We start from the raw sequence: 14,946 nt of genomic DNA on the forward strand, positions 1-14,946 counted from the left end.
CGACGGGCCGATTGCGGTGCCGGCCCCCATCCTGTCATGCACGGTGCGTGCTGCACCGCGGTCGGATCGAGTATCGCACAACCTGCCGGTACTGGCTTCGAGCGCTCGCCGCGCTGGGCGTCGGCGCCGCGGGCACAGTCAGCATGTGAGTCGATTATGCGACTTTTCAAGCCACGCCGCTTGCGCCACCGCACATACGGAAGCGGTAAAAACCCTGGAAAGCGGCCTGTTTGCAACGCGACAACGACGTCTCAAAATTTTCTTGACACTCGAATAAAGAGCCCCAACAATCAAGCTGGCACTTTTTTCACTAAGCCATAATTTCGAAAAAATGCCGATGGTGAGCTTGTGAGGAGGGGACGACTGCCTCGCGCAGTCGTGGCTTTTCGAGGGCTCGTGGTAGTGACATGAGTTACAGGGGAAGTTGGAAATGGCAACTGGTACGGTCAAATGGTTTAACGACGCCAAAGGTTTCGGATTCATCACGCCTGATGAGGGTGGTGAGGATCTGTTTGCACACTTCTCGGCCATCCAGATGAATGGGTTCAAAACCCTGAAGGAAGGTCAGAAGGTCACCTTCGAGGTTGTGCAAGGCCCGAAAGGCAAACAGGCATCGAACATTCAGACTCCTGCCTGAGGCGGCACTGCGGCGGTTCGTTACCCGTCCTTTCTGAAACCCGGCTTCGTGCCGGGTTTCTTTTTTGCGGCGGCTTTCTGTTGCAGCGGATTTTCCCGCATGAAAATCGCGTGAAACTTCCGGGTAAAAAAATACCCCGGCCGTTTGCTGGCGCCGAGGTTTTTATGCAAACCGGATAATCCCGGCGCATCAATTACATATTTTCGATCATCACTTGCCCAAATGCGGAGCACGACACCTGGGTCGCGCCTTCCATCAGACGGGCAAAATCGTAAGTCACGCGCTTTTGCAGGATCGATTTTTCCATCGAGCTGATTATCAGATCCGCCGCTTCGAACCAGCCCAGGTGGCGCAACATCATTTCCGCTGACAGAATTTCCGAGCCGGGATTCACGTAGTCCTTGCCTGCGTATTTCGGCGCCGTGCCGTGAGTCGCCTCGAACATCGCAACCGAATCCGACATATTCGCGCCCGGCGCGATACCGATGCCGCCCACCTGCGCGGCCAGCGCGTCGGAGATGTAGTCGCCGTTCAGGTTCAGCGTGGCGATCACGTCGTATTCGGCCGGGCGCAGCAGGATCTGCTGCAGGAACGCGTCGGCGATCACGTCCTTCACGACGACGTCGCCGCCGGTCTTCGGATTCCTGACCTTCATCCACGGACCGCCGTCGATCAGTTCCGCGTTGAACTCTTTCTGCGCAAGCGCGTAGCCGTAGTCGCGAAACGCGCCTTCGGTGTACTTCATGATGTTGCCCTTGTGCACCAGCGTCACCGAGCGGCGTTCATTGTCGATCGCATACTGGATCGCCTTGCGCACCAGACGCTCGGTTCCTTCGCGCGACACCGGCTTGATGCCGATGCCCGACGAATCCGGAAAGCGGATCTTCTTCACGCCCATTTCTTCGCGCAGGAACCTGATGATCTTCTTCGCCTGCTCGGACTCGGCCGGCCATTCGATGCCCGCGTAAATGTCTTCCGAGTTCTCGCGGAAGATCACCATGTTGGTCTTCTCGGGCTCACGCACCGGCGACGGCACGCCCTTGAAATACTGCACCGGACGCAGGCACACGTAGAGGTCCAGTTCCTGGCGCAACGCAACGTTCAGCGAGCGGATGCCGCCGCCGACCGGCGTGGTGAGCGGCCCCTTGATCGATACGACGTATTCCTTGACCGCCTGCAGCGTTTCGTCCGGCAGCCATACGTCCGGGCCGTACACCCGGGTCGCCTTCTCGCCCGCGTAGATTTCCATCCAGTGGATTTTCTTCTTGCCGCCGTACGCCTTTTCGACCGCCGCATCCACGACCTTGAGCATGACTGGCGTGATGTCCAGACCGGTGCCGTCGCCTTCGATGTACGGAATGATCGGCTCGTCGGAAACGTTGAGCGAGAAGTCGGCGTTGACGGTGATCTTATCGCCACCTGCCGGAACCTTGATGTGCTGATACGGCATGATCGGACTCCAGTGAAAGCCGTGCAAAAGCTGATGGGAGACTGCGAAAGAGATGCCCTCGCCGCGCAATGCCGAACCACCGCGAGCGGCCAGGCCGCTATTCTAGCCCACGCTCCAGGCACGACGCGGCCGCCCCCGGCGCCGGGTTTTCCAATATGGACGGACCACCGAACGCGCCACGCTCCTCTAAAAGATACAAGAATCTGCATCCCGATTTATGCATTATCATCCCGCCGTATCGCTCTGCCGTATTTGCTCTGCCGTCTCGCTCTCCATGCGCCTTCTCGCCCTCAACAAGCCGTTCGGCACCATCTGTCAATTTTCGCCACATGAGACGCGCGCGTCGCTTGCAGACTGGGTCAAAGTACCCGGTGTCTATCCGGCTGGCCGCCTCGACTCGGATAGCGAAGGCCTGCTGCTGCTCACCGACGACGGCGCGCTACAGGCGCGCATCGCTGAGCCGCGTCACAAGCTCGTCAAACGCTATTGGGCGCAAGTCGAAGGCGCGGTCGACGACGCCGCGTTGAAGCAGCTCGCACGCGGCGTCGATCTCGGCGACTACGTGACACGCCCATGTCAGGCGCGGTACGTCGAACCGTCTGGCTCGCTATGGACGCGCACGCCACCGATCCGCTATCGCGCTGCGATCCCGACCACGTGGATCGAACTGTCGATCACAGAAGGCAAGAACCGCCAGGTGCGTCGCATGACGGCCGCGGTCGGTTTTCCGACGCTGCGTCTCGTGCGCGTGGGCATCGGTGTGCTTGACATTTTTTCACTCGGACTACAGCCCGGTGAGAGCATCGAGTTGCGAGCGAACGCGCCATGGGATGGCGTCGTCTGAACGTGAATCAGCCTGCACGTGATCACTGCAAACACGTTTCACGGCCGTGACATTCAACGCTAACTCGTTGTAGCAGCACGCGAAACAATGCGTGAAACGCAAGCCCGAAGTGCGTGAAACAAATGAGCTCGCGCGAGCCTGAGTGATGCAGTTCGATCGCGTGCGATGAGGTTAAAAATTTCCGCGCAATTCGCGTCAACCGCCGTACAAGCCCACGCGTTATTCGACGCAGATGCCGCCGAAGCTATCCGGCATTCAGCCTTAAAGACCTTTGCATAAGCCGTTTTTGCGCGGCGAGTACGAAAGTCCGAACGCTAGCAGACGCGTCGAAAAATTTTGTTCGATGCGGCTGTCAACCGAAAGGTGGATGGCACGTTTACCGACATGACTCTACATTTGCCGGGTCATTTGGTTAATTAACTCAAGCTGAGGATTCACAAAATGAACAAACTGATCGCCGCTCTGGTCGCTGGCCTCTTCGCAACGGCAGCATTCGCACAAGCATCGGCACCGGAAGCAGCTCCGGCAGCTCCGGCAGCAGCTTCGTCGGCAAAGAAGACCACCAAGCACGCTCACAAGAAGTCGCACAAGAAGGCAGCAGCAGCTGCTGCAGCTTCGGCAGCTTCGGAGTAAGTTGCTTGTAAAAACGCAGTAAAGAACTAGCTTCATTGCCGTTCTTACGGCGTTGTAAGGCAGATCACCGCAAGGCGATCTGCCTTTTTGTTTTTGACGCGCTCGCGTAACATGCGCGAGTCGATTTCAGCAAGGAGTCTTGTCGTGCGATTTTCCATCCGCTCGTCGGTTGCGCGTTTCGCCGTTGCCGTTGCACTGCCGCTCGCGGCGCTGTCGTTCGCCGCTACCACGGCTCCCGCCCTGGCGCAGCAGATACCGCCAGGCGCCAAGCAGCCGAGCGAGTTTCCGCGGGTCAAGCTGACCGCCGGCATGTTCGTGATCGACGCGGCCGTCGCCGCCAACGACGCGGATCGCGAACAGGGCTTGATGTATCGCACGAAGCTCGGGCCGAACGAAGGCATGCTGTTCGTGTTCAACGAGAACGCGGGCCACTGCTTCTGGATGAAGAACACGCTGATTCCGCTGTCGATCGCGTTCATGCGCGCCGACGGCACGATCACCGATATCGACGAGATGAAGGCCGAGACCACCAACAACCACTGCCCGACGCACAACGGCGTGTTCGCGCTGGAAATGCCCAAGGGCTGGTTCACGGCCAAGGGCATCAAGCCGGGCATGCAGATCCAGGGCTTGCCGCCGGTGCCGGGTATCACGCAGTAAAGCCGTCACCGGCAGGCTGCGCCCCTGCGCGGCCCGCAGACGGCCACCCGAGCGTCCCCGTAAGTTGCCACTAGCCAGCCCGACCGTCCGCCGCGCTTTCCAGAAAAACCCGGCGCCTCAACCCGAGGCGCCGGGTTTTTTTCCGCCCGCGCAGCCCCGCGCGGCCGCCCTTCGCGCCGGCTGGCAGGATTCATGCAAAAGACCAATCGACGCGCTATCCTTGTAATCTCGATTTGGTAACGCCACATAAAGCACCACCCAGACTCCCCGGACGGCTTACGCGGTCGCCCGGCATGCGTTTCAGGCGCGCCATTACAAGGAGATTCACGTGCCCCGCAAGACTCCCATCGAGCGCTACCGGAATATCGGCATCAGCGCTCACATCGATGCCGGCAAAACCACCACCACCGAACGGATCCTGTTCTACACCGGCGTGACCCACAAGATCGGCGAGGTTCACGACGGTGCGGCGACGATGGACTGGATGGAACAGGAGCAGGAGCGCGGCATCACGATCACGTCGGCGGCCACGACCGCGTTCTGGAAAGGCATGGCCGGCAACTATCCCGAGCATCGGATCAACATCATCGACACCCCCGGGCACGTCGACTTCACGATCGAAGTCGAGCGCTCGATGCGCGTGCTCGACGGCGCGTGCATGGTGTACGACTCGGTCGGCGGCGTGCAGCCACAATCGGAAACCGTGTGGCGCCAGGCGAACAAGTACAAGGTGCCGCGCATTGCGTTCGTCAACAAGATGGATCGCGTCGGCGCGGACTTCTTCCGCGTGCAGCGGCAGATCGGCGAACGCCTGAAGGGCGTCGCCGTGCCGATCCAGATTCCGATCGGCGCGGAAGAGCACTTCCAGGGTGTGGTCGACCTCGTCAAGATGAAGGCGATCTACTGGGACGACGCGAGCCAGGGCATCAAGTTCGAATATCGCGACATTCCGGCCGAACTCGCCGCAACGGCGAAGGAATGGCACGACAAGATGGTCGAGGCCGCGGCCGAGGCGAACGAGACACTGCTCGAAAAGTACCTGGGCGGTGAGCATCATCTGACCGAAGAAGAAATCAAGCAGGGTATTCGCGCACGCACGATCGCCAATGAGATCGTGCCGATGCTGTGCGGCAGCGCATTCAAGAACAAGGGCGTGCAGGCGATGCTCGACGCGGTGATCGACTATCTGCCGTCGCCGGTCGACGTGCCCGCGATCACCGGTCACGACGAGCACGACAAGGAGATCGAGCGCCATCCGAACGACGACGATCCGTTCTCGGCGCTCGCCTTCAAGATCATGACCGACCCGTTCGTCGGCCAGTTGATTTTCTTCCGCGTGTACTCGGGCGTCGTCAATTCGGGCGACACGGTCTACAACGCGGCCAAGGAAAAGAAGGAGCGCCTCGGCCGCATCCTGCAGATGCACGCGAACGAGCGCAAGGAAATCAAGGAGGTCTACGCGGGCGACATCGCCGCGGCCGTCGGCCTGAAGGAAGCGACCACCGGCGACACGCTGTGCGATCCGAATCATGTGATCATCCTCGAAAAGATGATCTTCCCGGACCCGGTGATCTCGCAGGCCGTCGAGCCGAAGACCAAGGCCGACCAGGAGAAGATGGGCATCGCGCTGAATCGTCTCGCGCAGGAGGACCCGTCGTTCCGCGTGCAGACCGACGAGGAATCCGGACAGACGATCATCTCCGGCATGGGCGAGCTGCATCTGGAAATTCTGGTCGACCGGATGAAGCGCGAGTTCGGCGTCGAAGCAACTGTCGGCAAGCCGCAGGTCGCCTATCGCGAGACGGTGCGCAACAAGGTCGAGGACGTCGAAGGCAAGTTCGTCAAGCAGTCGGGCGGCCGCGGCCAGTACGGTCACGCGGTAATCGCGCTCGAACCTTCCGAACAGGGCAAGGGCTACGAGTTCGTCGACGCGATCAAGGGCGGCGTGATCCCGCGCGAATTCATCCCGGCCGTCGACAAGGGCATCCAGGAAACGCTGAAAGCCGGCGTACTGGCGGGCTATCCGGTCGTCGACGTGAAGGTCACGCTGACCTTCGGTTCGTACCACGACGTCGACTCGAACGAAAACGCGTTCCGCATGGCTGGCTCGATGGCGTTCAAGGAGGCGATGCGCAAGGCGAAGCCCGTGCTGCTCGAACCGATGATGGCCGTCGAGGTGGAAACCCCCGAAGACTTCATGGGCAACGTGATGGGCGACCTGTCGAGCCGGCGCGGCATGGTGCAAGGCATGCAAGACATCGCGGGCGGCGGCGGCAAGCTGGTGCGTGCGGAGGTGCCGCTCGCCGAGATGTTCGGCTACTCGACGTCGCTACGCTCGGCCACTCAGGGCCGCGCGACTTATACGATGGAGTTCAAGCACTACGCCGAAACTCCGAGCAACGTCGCCGAGGCCGTGATCAACGCGAAGAAGCAATGACGCCGACGCGGCGCCGCTGAGCGTCATCAGTCGAAGCCCGCTCCCTGTGAGCGGGCTTTTTTTTCGTGGCGCCGTTGGCATCGTCGTGCCATACAACCGTTTTTTGAACGTGCCAGAATGTCGAACAGGTACGCGGCACCCAAGCCGAGGAGGACACACGATGAGCCAGGATCACGAACATCCGCATTACCGGGCCGAGCACGAAGCCGCCGAAACCGGCGGACAGATCGACTGGCGCGAGCACGGCGTGAAGGTCATCCGCGGCGATCAGCTCGACACCAACACCGCGCAAACGCCGGGCATGAACCGCGCGGCTGCGATCAACGCGGCGCGCGTCGGCGCGCAGAAGATCTGGGCCGGCACCGTAACGATCCATCCGAACGCGAAGACCGGCGCGCATCATCACGGCGCGCTCGAAAGCGTGATCTACGTGGTGCGCGGCCAGGCGCGCATGCGCTGGGGCGAGCATCTGGAATTCACCGCCGAGGCCGGTCCCGGCGACTTCATCTTCGTGCCGCCCTACGTGCCGCATCAGGAGATCAACGCGAGCACCGACGAGCCGCTCGAATGCGTGCTCGTACGCAGCGACAACGAAGCGGTCGTCGTCAATCTGAACATCGACGCGGTCGAGCAGCCCGAAACGGTCTACTGGGTCGATCCGATCCACAAGCATCCGCACGATCACTGAGTCGCTCATGCCTGCTCATTCACCTGCCGACTGACCCGCCCGCGCCACATGACGCCTACCGCTTCGCTGCGCCGTCGCCTCGCCACGCTCTACGCGGTGCTGATCGTCGCCAACCTCGGCGCATGGCTGTGGGCGCTGATCGCGTTTCGCCACTACCCGCTGCTGCTCGGCACCGCGCTGCTCGCGTATGGCTTCGGTCTGCGTCATGCGGTCGACGCCGACCACATCGCGGCGATCGACGCCGTCACGCGCAAGCTGATGCAAACGGGCAAGCGCCCCCTCGGCATCGGGCTCGCGTTTTCGCTCGGACACTCGACGATCGTGATCGCGGCGACGATCGGCATCGCGTGGACCACGCATTCGCTGCATGGGCGCTTCGAGAGCCTCAAGGAACTCGGCGGCACGCTCGGCACGCTGGTTTCCGCGACGTTCCTGCTGGTGCTCGCGGCGGTCAATCTCGTGATCCTGCGCGATGTGTGGCGTCGCTACCGGCACGCGCAACACGCTGGCGCGGCGGCCACCGCGTCAACCGATTCGCTCGCCCCAGCCGGGCTGCTGTCGCGTGCGTTGCGGCCGCTGTTCCGGCTGGTCACCCAAAGCTGGCACATGTACCCGGTCGGCGTGCTGTTCGGGCTCGGCTTCGATACCGCGACCGAGATCGGCCTGCTCGCGATCGCCGCGTCGCAGGCGAGCACCGGTCTGCCGCTCTACTCGATCCTCGTGTTCCCCGCGCTCTTCACGGCCGGCATGACGCTCGTCGATTCAACCGATAACGTGCTGATGGTGCACGCGTACGGCTGGGCGATGGATGACCCGACGCGCAAGCTGTACTACAACGCGAGCATCACGTTCGTGTCGGCGGTGGTCGCGATCGTGATCGGCGGCATCGAGGCGTTGGGACTACTGTCGGACCGCTTCGGCTGGAGCGGCGGCGTGTTGGATGCGATCGCCCGCATCAACGATCATTTCGGCGCGCTCGGCTATGCGATCGTCGCCGCCTTCATGGCGTGCTGGATCGGCTCGGTGCTGTTTCATCGCTGGAGACGGCCCGTTGTCGCCGAAGCGGCAGGTCAGCAGGTTTTTCCAGTGTCCCGCCATTCCCTCCGTAATCGCGACCACCTCTCGCGCGCACGTGTCCGGTAAACGTTGTGACGACGACACACCGCCCCTCATTTATCGGCGGACCGGCTAACGCGGCACGCCAGAGCGGCGAGCAATCGCTTACACTGAAACCGCTCTGCGCAGCGTTGCGCCTTCGCGACCGCGGCCCCGTCACCTCGCGCCGCCCATCGGGAAGCGCGCTGCCTTCCGCGCTGTCGCGCCGCTCGCGCGACGCTTCGGAACCAGCAATAGAACGGACTGGACACGCCATCGATGAAAACGCCAGCGGACCGATTTCTCGCCCCTGATGCATTGAACGAAGCCCGCCTCGCCGCCGACGCCTACGGCAACCACGCCCTCGACGAGTTCCTCGCCGGCCGGATCACGCGCCGCGAACTGCTGCGTTACGCGAGCGTGATCGGTCTTTCACTCGCGGGCGGCGGCTTGCTCGGCGCGCCGCGAGCGAGGGCGCAAGGTGCGCCGGACCCGACGAACCAGACCATTCGCGTCGCGCATCTGACGCCGGCGGGCGCCGTCGATCCGCTAACCGTCACCGACGCCGCGAGTCTCGCGCTGCTAAACCAGACCGGCGAATTCCTGATCGACGACGACGGCGAGAAGCTGATGCTCAAACCCGCGCTCGCGCTGTCGTGGAAGCCGAACGACAAGGGCGACGTGTGGACCTTCAAGCTGCGCCCCAACGTCAAATTCCACGACGGCCAGAGCTTCGGCGCGAAAGACGTGGTCGCCACCTTCGACCGTCTCGCCGATCCCGCGAGCGGCTCGGCCGCGTTGTCGGTATTGAAGGGCGTGCTGTCCAAAGGCGGTGCGAAGGTCGTCGACGAACACACGGTCGAATTTCATCTCGACGCGCCGATCGGCAATTTCCCCTACTACGTATCCTCGGATAATTACAACGCGGTAATCCTGCCCGCGAATTTCGCGGGCAACTACGAAAAGAGCTTCATCGGCACCGGCCCGTTCAAACTCGAAAAGTATCAGCCGAAGGTCGGTGCGTCGTTCGTGCGCAATCCCGACTACTGGGGCGACAAAGCGTTACCGCAACGCGTACAGTTTTCGTTCTATGCGGACGAACAGGCGCAACTGCTCGCGCTGCAAGGCCACCAGGCCGACGTGATGGGCACCTTCACCGTGCAGGGCGGCGCGGCCATCCTGAACAATCCGGACTACAAGGCAGTGGGCGTGAAGTCGAGCGCGCATCGGCAGATTCACATGCGCAACGACAGCCCGCTCTTCAAGGACAAACGCGTGCGCCAGGCGCTCGCGTTGTCGCTCGATCGCGACGTGCTCGTGCGCGGTCTCTTCAAGGGTCGCGCGCAACTCGGCAACGACAGCCCGTTCGCGCCGGTGTTTCCGTCGTCGGATGCAGGCGTGCCGCAACGCAAGATCGACGTCGCGAAGGCGAAGCAGTTGCTCGCGCAAGCCGGCGTGCCGAACGGTTTCGATGTCACGCTGACCACCGAAAAATACATGGAGATTCCAGACCTCGCGGTCGTCGTGCAGAACGCCGCGAAGGCGATCGGCGTGCGCATCAATCTGAAGGTCGAGAGCCAGTCGCTGTACTACGGCGCGGGAACGCCGGGCAAATCGGACTGGCTCGACGCGCCGCTCGGCATCACCGACTACGGTCATCGCGGCGTGCCGAACGTGTTCCTCAACGCGACGCTGACGAGCAACGGCACGTGGAATGCTGCGCACTTCAAGAATCCGCAATACGATCAACTGGTCGCGCAGTTTGTCGCGGCGATCGACCTCGCCACGCAGAAGAAACTCTCCGGACAGATCCAGACGCTGCTGCTCGACGAAACGCCGTTGATCATCCCGTTCTTCTACGATCAGCTGATCGCGATGCGCAAGGGCGTGAACGGCGTGCGCTTCACCGCGCTCGCGCAGCTGTATTTCGATCGCGCGACGCTGAGCGCGTAGGTACCGCGCTGCTCAACGCACCTCCGCACGAGAACTCACGATGTCGGCTCCGGCGCCCGCTCCCGCCTCGAACCCATCGCGTTTGCCGCGCGCGACGAACGGCAACGCAGGCCGCGTCGCGCGTTTTCTGGCGACGCGCGTGGGTCTGTCGCTGATCACGCTGTGGCTGCTGTCGCTGATCGTGTTCGCGGGCGGCCAGCTGCTGCCCGGCGATATCGGCCGCGCGGTGCTCGGGCCGCTCGCCGATGCGCGCGCGGTCGCCGCGCTCAACCATCAGCTCGGCGCCGATCGGCCGCTGCTCACGCAATACATCGACTGGATCACGCACTTCGTGCGCGGCAACATGGGGCTGTCGTACGCGTATCGCGAACCGGTCGGGCCCTTCATCGCCGATGCGCTCGGACATTCGGCGAAGCTCGGCCTCTTCGCGTTCATCGTCGTCGTGCCGCTCGGCATTGCGGGCGGCGTGTGGTCGGCGATGCATGCGGGACGCTGGCTCGATCGCACGATCAGCATTGCCGGTTTGTCGGCGACCGTGGTGCCGGAGTTCGTGTCGTCGATCGTGCTGATCCTCGTGTTCGGCGTGTGGCTGCGCTGGCTGCCGATCGAAGCTTCGTTCCCGCCCGATGCAAGCGTGCTCGAACAGCTGCGGCATCTGGTGCTGCCGGTGCTGCCGCTCGTCTTCGTATTCTTCGGCTATATCGCGCGGATGGCGCGCGCGGGCACCGTCGAAGCGCTCGACGCCGACTACACGCGCACCGCGATCCTCAAGGGCCTGCCGCGCCACGTCGTGATCTGGCGGCACGTGCTGCGCAACGCGCTGCTGCCGACGATCACCGTGGCCGCCACCCAGCTCGGCTACATGATCGGCGGACTCGTGGTGGTCGAGACGCTGTTCCACTACCAGGGCATCGGCTCGCTGATCTACAACGCCGCCAAGGCGAAGGACTTTCCGATGCTCGAAGCGGGCGTGCTGACGATCGGCGTCGTCTATACGCTCGCGAATCTGGTCGCCGATGCGCTGCATGTGCTGCTCAATCCGCGGCTGCGGGTGAGGACCGCAGAATGAATACGAGCGTGCCGCCGGCTTCTTCAACGCCACCGGGCGTACCCGCGCCGGGCGCACCGGGCTCCGCGCCACGCGCGCCCGCCGAGCCACGCTTCCCGCGCCTGCTCCTGCTACTGAGTTCGCCGACATTCATCGTGGGCGCGCTGATCGTCGCGTGGTGGATCGCCTGCGCGATCGCCGGGCCCTGGTTCGTGCATCTCGATCCGTACGCGTCCGATCCGCTCAATTCGCTCACGCCGCCCGATCGCACGCACTGGTTCGGCACCGATCAGCTCGGGCGCGACGTGTTCTCACGCGTGATCGTCGGCGCGCGCGACATCCTGACCATCGCGCCGCTCGCGACGCTGCTCGGCACCGCGGCGGGCACCGCGCTCGGCCTGCTGGTCGGCTACTTCGACGGGTGGGTCGACGACGTGATCGGCCGCGTGATCGACGCGGTACTCGCGCTGCCGCTCGTGATCATCGCGCTGCTCGCGCTCGCGGCGGTCGGCGCGTCGAACCTCACGGTGATTCTCGTGATCGGCCTCACGTTCACGCCGATCACCGCGCGCACCGTGCGCGCCGCCGTATTCGCCGAGCGCCATCTCGACTACGTGGCCGCCGCGCAGCTGCGCGGCGAACGCGCCCCGTACATCATGTTCGTGGAGATCCTGCCGAACGTGCTGCCGCCGATCGTCGTCGAAGCAACGGTGCGGCTCGGCTATGCGATCTTCGCGGTCGCGACGCTGTCGTTTCTCGGCTTCGGCATCCAGCCGCCGTCGGCCGACTGGGGGCTCGCGCTGTCCGAGTCGTACACGCTGATGGCGGGCGGCGCGTGGTGGACCGTCGTGTTCGCGGCGGGCGCGATCGCGTCGCTGGTGGTCGGCGTCAATCTGATCGCCGACAGCGTGCAGGGAGTGCTCGACCGATGAACGGCGCGCCGCCCTCCTCGTTCGCCGCGTTCGACGTGTCGAAGAGCGATCGCACCGATGCGCTGACCGTGGTCGGCCTGACGGTCACCTACCGGATTCGCGGACGCGATCGCGAAGTGCTGCAAGACGTGTCGTTTCGCGTGCGGCGCGGCGAGGCGTATGGACTCGTCGGCGAATCGGGCTGCGGCAAGTCGACCGTCGCGATGGCGACGCTGCGCTACCTGCCGCGCAACGGCAAGGTGAAGGCCGGCAAGATCGCGATCGCCGGCGCGGACGTGCAGAAGCTCGGCGCCGATGCGCTGCGCAGCATGCGGGCGACGACCGTCTCGATGGTCTATCAGGACCCTGGGCGCGCGCTGAACCCGTCGCTGACGATTGCCCGCCAGATATCCGAAGCATTCGAGGCGGCCGGCGTCGCACGCGACGAAGCGTTGCATCGCACGCTCGAGATGTTGCAGCGCGTGCGTATCGCGGCGCCCGAGCGCGTGATGGACAGCTATCCGCATCAATTGTCGGGCGGCATGCAGCAACGCGTCGTGATCGCGATGGCGCTCGCGTCGAACCCCGCGCTGCTGATTCTCGACGAACCGACCACCGGCCTCGACGCGACCGTTGAAGCGGAAGTGCTCGACCTCGTCGCACAATTGCGCGAGGAGCTCGGCACCGCGGTGCTGTTCATCAGCCACAACCTCGCGGTGATCGGCCGCATGTGCGAACGCGTCGGCGTGCTGTACGCGGGCAAGCTGGTCGAGGAAGGCGCGACCCAGGACGTGTTCGCGCGGCCGCGTCATCCGTACACGGTCGGGCTGCTGCGCTGCCTGCCTAGCGCCGGACGCAGCAAGGACCGCGAGCGGCTCGATACGATCGCGGGCGGCCTGCCGTTGCCGGGCTCGGTCACGCAGGGCTGTATCTACGCGGAGCGCTGCCGTCTCGCCGACGAGCGCTGCCGGCGCGACGCGCCGCCGCCCTATCGGCTCGGCGCCGCGCATGGCGATCAGATGGCGCGCTGCCACTATCACGAGCGCGCGATCGAATTGCCGCGGGCGGCATCGAGCGAGGCGCCGGTGGTGGCCGCATCATCCAACGCGGCAGCGCGCGCGTCCTCCGCGCCGGTCTTGCGCGCTCGCAACCTGTCGAAAACATTCCACGTATCCGGCGCGCCGCTGCGCGCGGTCGATGACGTGTCGCTCGAACTCGCGAGCGGCGAGACGCTCGGCCTCGTCGGCGAATCGGGTAGCGGCAAGACGACGCTCGCGCGGCTGATGCTCGGCCTGCTCGCACCCGATGCCGGCGGCGTGCTCGAACTCGACGGCGCACCGCTCGCCGCGCGCGTCACGCGACGCAGCGACGAGCAGCTGAAGTCGCTGCAGATCGTGTTCCAGAATCCGGACTCGGCGCTCAATCGCGCGCATTCGGTCAAGCGGCTGATCGGTCGTGCGCTCGCGCGCTTCACCGCGCTGCGCGGACGCCAGATCGACGACAGGCTCGGCACGCTGACGGACGCCGTGCGGCTGCCCGAGCGCTATCTCGACGCACGGTCGCGCCAGCTATCGGGTGGACTCAAGCAGCGCGTCGCGATTGCGCGCGCGTTTGCCGGCGAACCACGCGTCGTCGTGTGCGATGAGCCGACTTCATCGCTCGACGTGTCGGTGCAGGCCGCGATCCTGAATCTGCTCGCCGATCTGCAGCGCGAGCGCGGCGTCAGCTACGTGTTCATCTCGCACGATCTGCACGTGGTGCGCTATGTGTCGGATCGCATCGCGGTGCTCTATCTCGGCCGGCTGCTCGAAATCGGCCCGGCGGCGGCCGTGTTCGATGGGCCGCAGCATCCGTATACCGAGGCGCTGTTGTCCGCCGTGCCGACGCTGCCGGGCGACGGTGCAACCGGCGAGGTGCATCAACGTACGCGCATCCATCTGACGGGCGAGTTGCCCGGGCCCGGCGCGATGCCGTCGGGCTGCGTCTTTCACACGCGCTGTCCGCGCAAGCTCGGCGCGATCTGCGAGCAGCAGGACCCGCCGTTCCTCGAAGCCGGCGGCGCCGCTGACTCGCCTTCCGCCCACCGGATTCGCTGCCATATTCCGGTCGCCACTCTGCGCGAGCTGCAATGCGAGCCGCGCGACGACAACGCGGGCAACACGACGAACGGCGCAGCTTCCGACGACGCGTCGGAAAACGCCAGCTAGCGTCAATTCGAACCTCATCGACGTCGCGTGACGCGGCGTCATCCAGCACAGCGCCCCCTTAACGAATCCCGCGTCGGAAACACGCTTTTGCGTCCGCGCGTTTCATCGTCGCAACGTTTTCGGGCGTTTTTCCGGCGTGCGCATCGCACATTCCGAGATCGCCCGCGTCGCTTCAAGGCTCGGCGATGCGTGGCATGGATATCGCTAAATTTGCGGCCAGAGATTCGAAGCCAACCCGGGCGCGCAACGCCGCGCACATCCGCACGACGAGCGTCACCACGCGATGACGCGACCTCAAGCGATCAGCACGGCAGCGACGCGCGGGCAACTTCGGCACGACGGACTCGGGGTTCGACAAGACCCGCGTGCAGACAGGTCGGCCG

12 protein-coding genes are annotated in these 14,946 nt (G+C 64.1%); 11 read left to right on the plus strand and 1 reads right to left on the minus strand.

The annotated features are described in order from the left end of the window. Positions 1-430 precede the first annotated feature (430 nt). Positions 431-637, plus strand: a complete 207-nt coding sequence (cspD, locus tag ACLFKU_RS06150) for a cold shock domain-containing protein CspD (RefSeq protein ID WP_176105238.1) — start codon at positions 431-433, stop codon at positions 635-637. Positions 638-830: 193 nt separating this feature from the next. On the opposite strand, the gene icd is transcribed toward cspD, so the two are convergent. Beyond that, positions 831-2,087: an NADP-dependent isocitrate dehydrogenase gene (gene icd / locus ACLFKU_RS06155; protein WP_410848518.1), complete on the minus strand. Its 1,257-nt coding sequence runs from the start codon at positions 2,085-2,087 to the stop codon at positions 831-833. Between the two features lie 274 nt (positions 2,088-2,361). On the opposite strand from icd, the gene ACLFKU_RS06160 reads away from it, so the two are divergent. From ACLFKU_RS06160 to ACLFKU_RS06205, 10 genes are all read left to right on the plus strand, one after another. After that, positions 2,362-2,931 (plus strand): pseudouridine synthase, encoded by a 570-nt coding sequence (locus tag ACLFKU_RS06160; RefSeq protein ID WP_410848519.1) that lies wholly within the window; start codon positions 2,362-2,364, stop codon positions 2,929-2,931. Positions 2,932-3,372: 441 nt separating this feature from the next. Further along, a complete protein-coding gene (locus tag ACLFKU_RS06165; RefSeq protein WP_083788686.1) occupies positions 3,373-3,564 on the plus strand; it encodes a hypothetical protein in 192 nt (63 codons plus the stop codon). A gap of 144 nt (positions 3,565-3,708) precedes the next feature. Continuing rightward, positions 3,709-4,224, plus strand: a complete 516-nt coding sequence (locus ACLFKU_RS06170; RefSeq protein ID WP_368584777.1) for a DUF192 domain-containing protein — start codon at positions 3,709-3,711, stop codon at positions 4,222-4,224. A gap of 328 nt (positions 4,225-4,552) precedes the next feature. Beyond that, positions 4,553-6,661, plus strand: coding sequence for an elongation factor G (fusA, locus tag ACLFKU_RS06175; RefSeq protein ID WP_410848520.1), 2,109 nt, complete (start codon positions 4,553-4,555; stop codon positions 6,659-6,661). A 160-nt stretch (positions 6,662-6,821) separates the two neighbouring features. Further along, positions 6,822-7,349 (plus strand): cupin domain-containing protein, encoded by a 528-nt coding sequence (locus tag ACLFKU_RS06180; RefSeq protein WP_368584775.1) that lies wholly within the window; start codon positions 6,822-6,824, stop codon positions 7,347-7,349. Between the two features lie 48 nt (positions 7,350-7,397). After that, positions 7,398-8,492, plus strand: coding sequence for a HoxN/HupN/NixA family nickel/cobalt transporter (locus ACLFKU_RS06185; RefSeq protein ID WP_410848521.1), 1,095 nt, complete (start codon positions 7,398-7,400; stop codon positions 8,490-8,492). 231 nt (positions 8,493-8,723) lie between these two features. Beyond that, complete coding sequence (locus ACLFKU_RS06190) at positions 8,724-10,397, plus strand: ABC transporter substrate-binding protein (protein WP_410848522.1); 1,674 nt, start codon at positions 8,724-8,726, stop codon at positions 10,395-10,397. A gap of 40 nt (positions 10,398-10,437) precedes the next feature. Then, positions 10,438-11,466, plus strand: a complete 1,029-nt coding sequence (locus ACLFKU_RS06195; protein WP_368584772.1) for an ABC transporter permease — start codon at positions 10,438-10,440, stop codon at positions 11,464-11,466. Then, positions 11,463-12,377, plus strand: coding sequence for an ABC transporter permease (locus ACLFKU_RS06200; RefSeq protein WP_410848523.1), 915 nt, complete (start codon positions 11,463-11,465; stop codon positions 12,375-12,377). Before ACLFKU_RS06195 ends, ACLFKU_RS06200 begins: the two co-directional genes overlap by 4 nt. Next, the gene (locus ACLFKU_RS06205; RefSeq protein WP_410848524.1) at positions 12,374-14,563 is read left to right on the plus strand and encodes an ABC transporter ATP-binding protein; all 2,190 of its coding nucleotides are present in this window, start codon (positions 12,374-12,376) and stop codon (positions 14,561-14,563) included. Before ACLFKU_RS06200 ends, ACLFKU_RS06205 begins: the two co-directional genes overlap by 4 nt. Positions 14,564-14,946 lie beyond the last annotated feature (383 nt).

Source organism: Paraburkholderia sp. EG304 (assembly GCF_046543485.1).
GTDB lineage: Bacteria > Pseudomonadota > Gammaproteobacteria > Burkholderiales > Burkholderiaceae > Paraburkholderia > Paraburkholderia youngii.

What these genes read in the sequence shown, in the direction of transcription:
- cspD (WP_176105238.1), top strand. Translation starts at nt 431, where the DNA reads ATGGCAACTGGTACGGTCAAATGGTTTAACGACGCCAAAGGTTTCGGA.
- icd (WP_410848518.1), bottom strand. Translation starts at nt 2,087, where the DNA reads ATGCCGTATCAGCACATCAAGGTTCCGGCAGGTGGCGATAAGATCACC.
- ACLFKU_RS06160 (WP_410848519.1), top strand. Translation starts at nt 2,362, where the DNA reads ATGCGCCTTCTCGCCCTCAACAAGCCGTTCGGCACCATCTGTCAATTT.
- ACLFKU_RS06165 (WP_083788686.1), top strand. Translation starts at nt 3,373, where the DNA reads ATGAACAAACTGATCGCCGCTCTGGTCGCTGGCCTCTTCGCAACGGCA.
- ACLFKU_RS06180 (WP_368584775.1), top strand. Translation starts at nt 6,822, where the DNA reads ATGAGCCAGGATCACGAACATCCGCATTACCGGGCCGAGCACGAAGCC.
- ACLFKU_RS06185 (WP_410848521.1), top strand. Translation starts at nt 7,398, where the DNA reads ATGACGCCTACCGCTTCGCTGCGCCGTCGCCTCGCCACGCTCTACGCG.
- ACLFKU_RS06190 (WP_410848522.1), top strand. Translation starts at nt 8,724, where the DNA reads ATGAAAACGCCAGCGGACCGATTTCTCGCCCCTGATGCATTGAACGAA.
- ACLFKU_RS06195 (WP_368584772.1), top strand. Translation starts at nt 10,438, where the DNA reads ATGTCGGCTCCGGCGCCCGCTCCCGCCTCGAACCCATCGCGTTTGCCG.
- ACLFKU_RS06200 (WP_410848523.1), top strand. Translation starts at nt 11,463, where the DNA reads ATGAATACGAGCGTGCCGCCGGCTTCTTCAACGCCACCGGGCGTACCC.
- ACLFKU_RS06205 (WP_410848524.1), top strand. Translation starts at nt 12,374, where the DNA reads ATGAACGGCGCGCCGCCCTCCTCGTTCGCCGCGTTCGACGTGTCGAAG.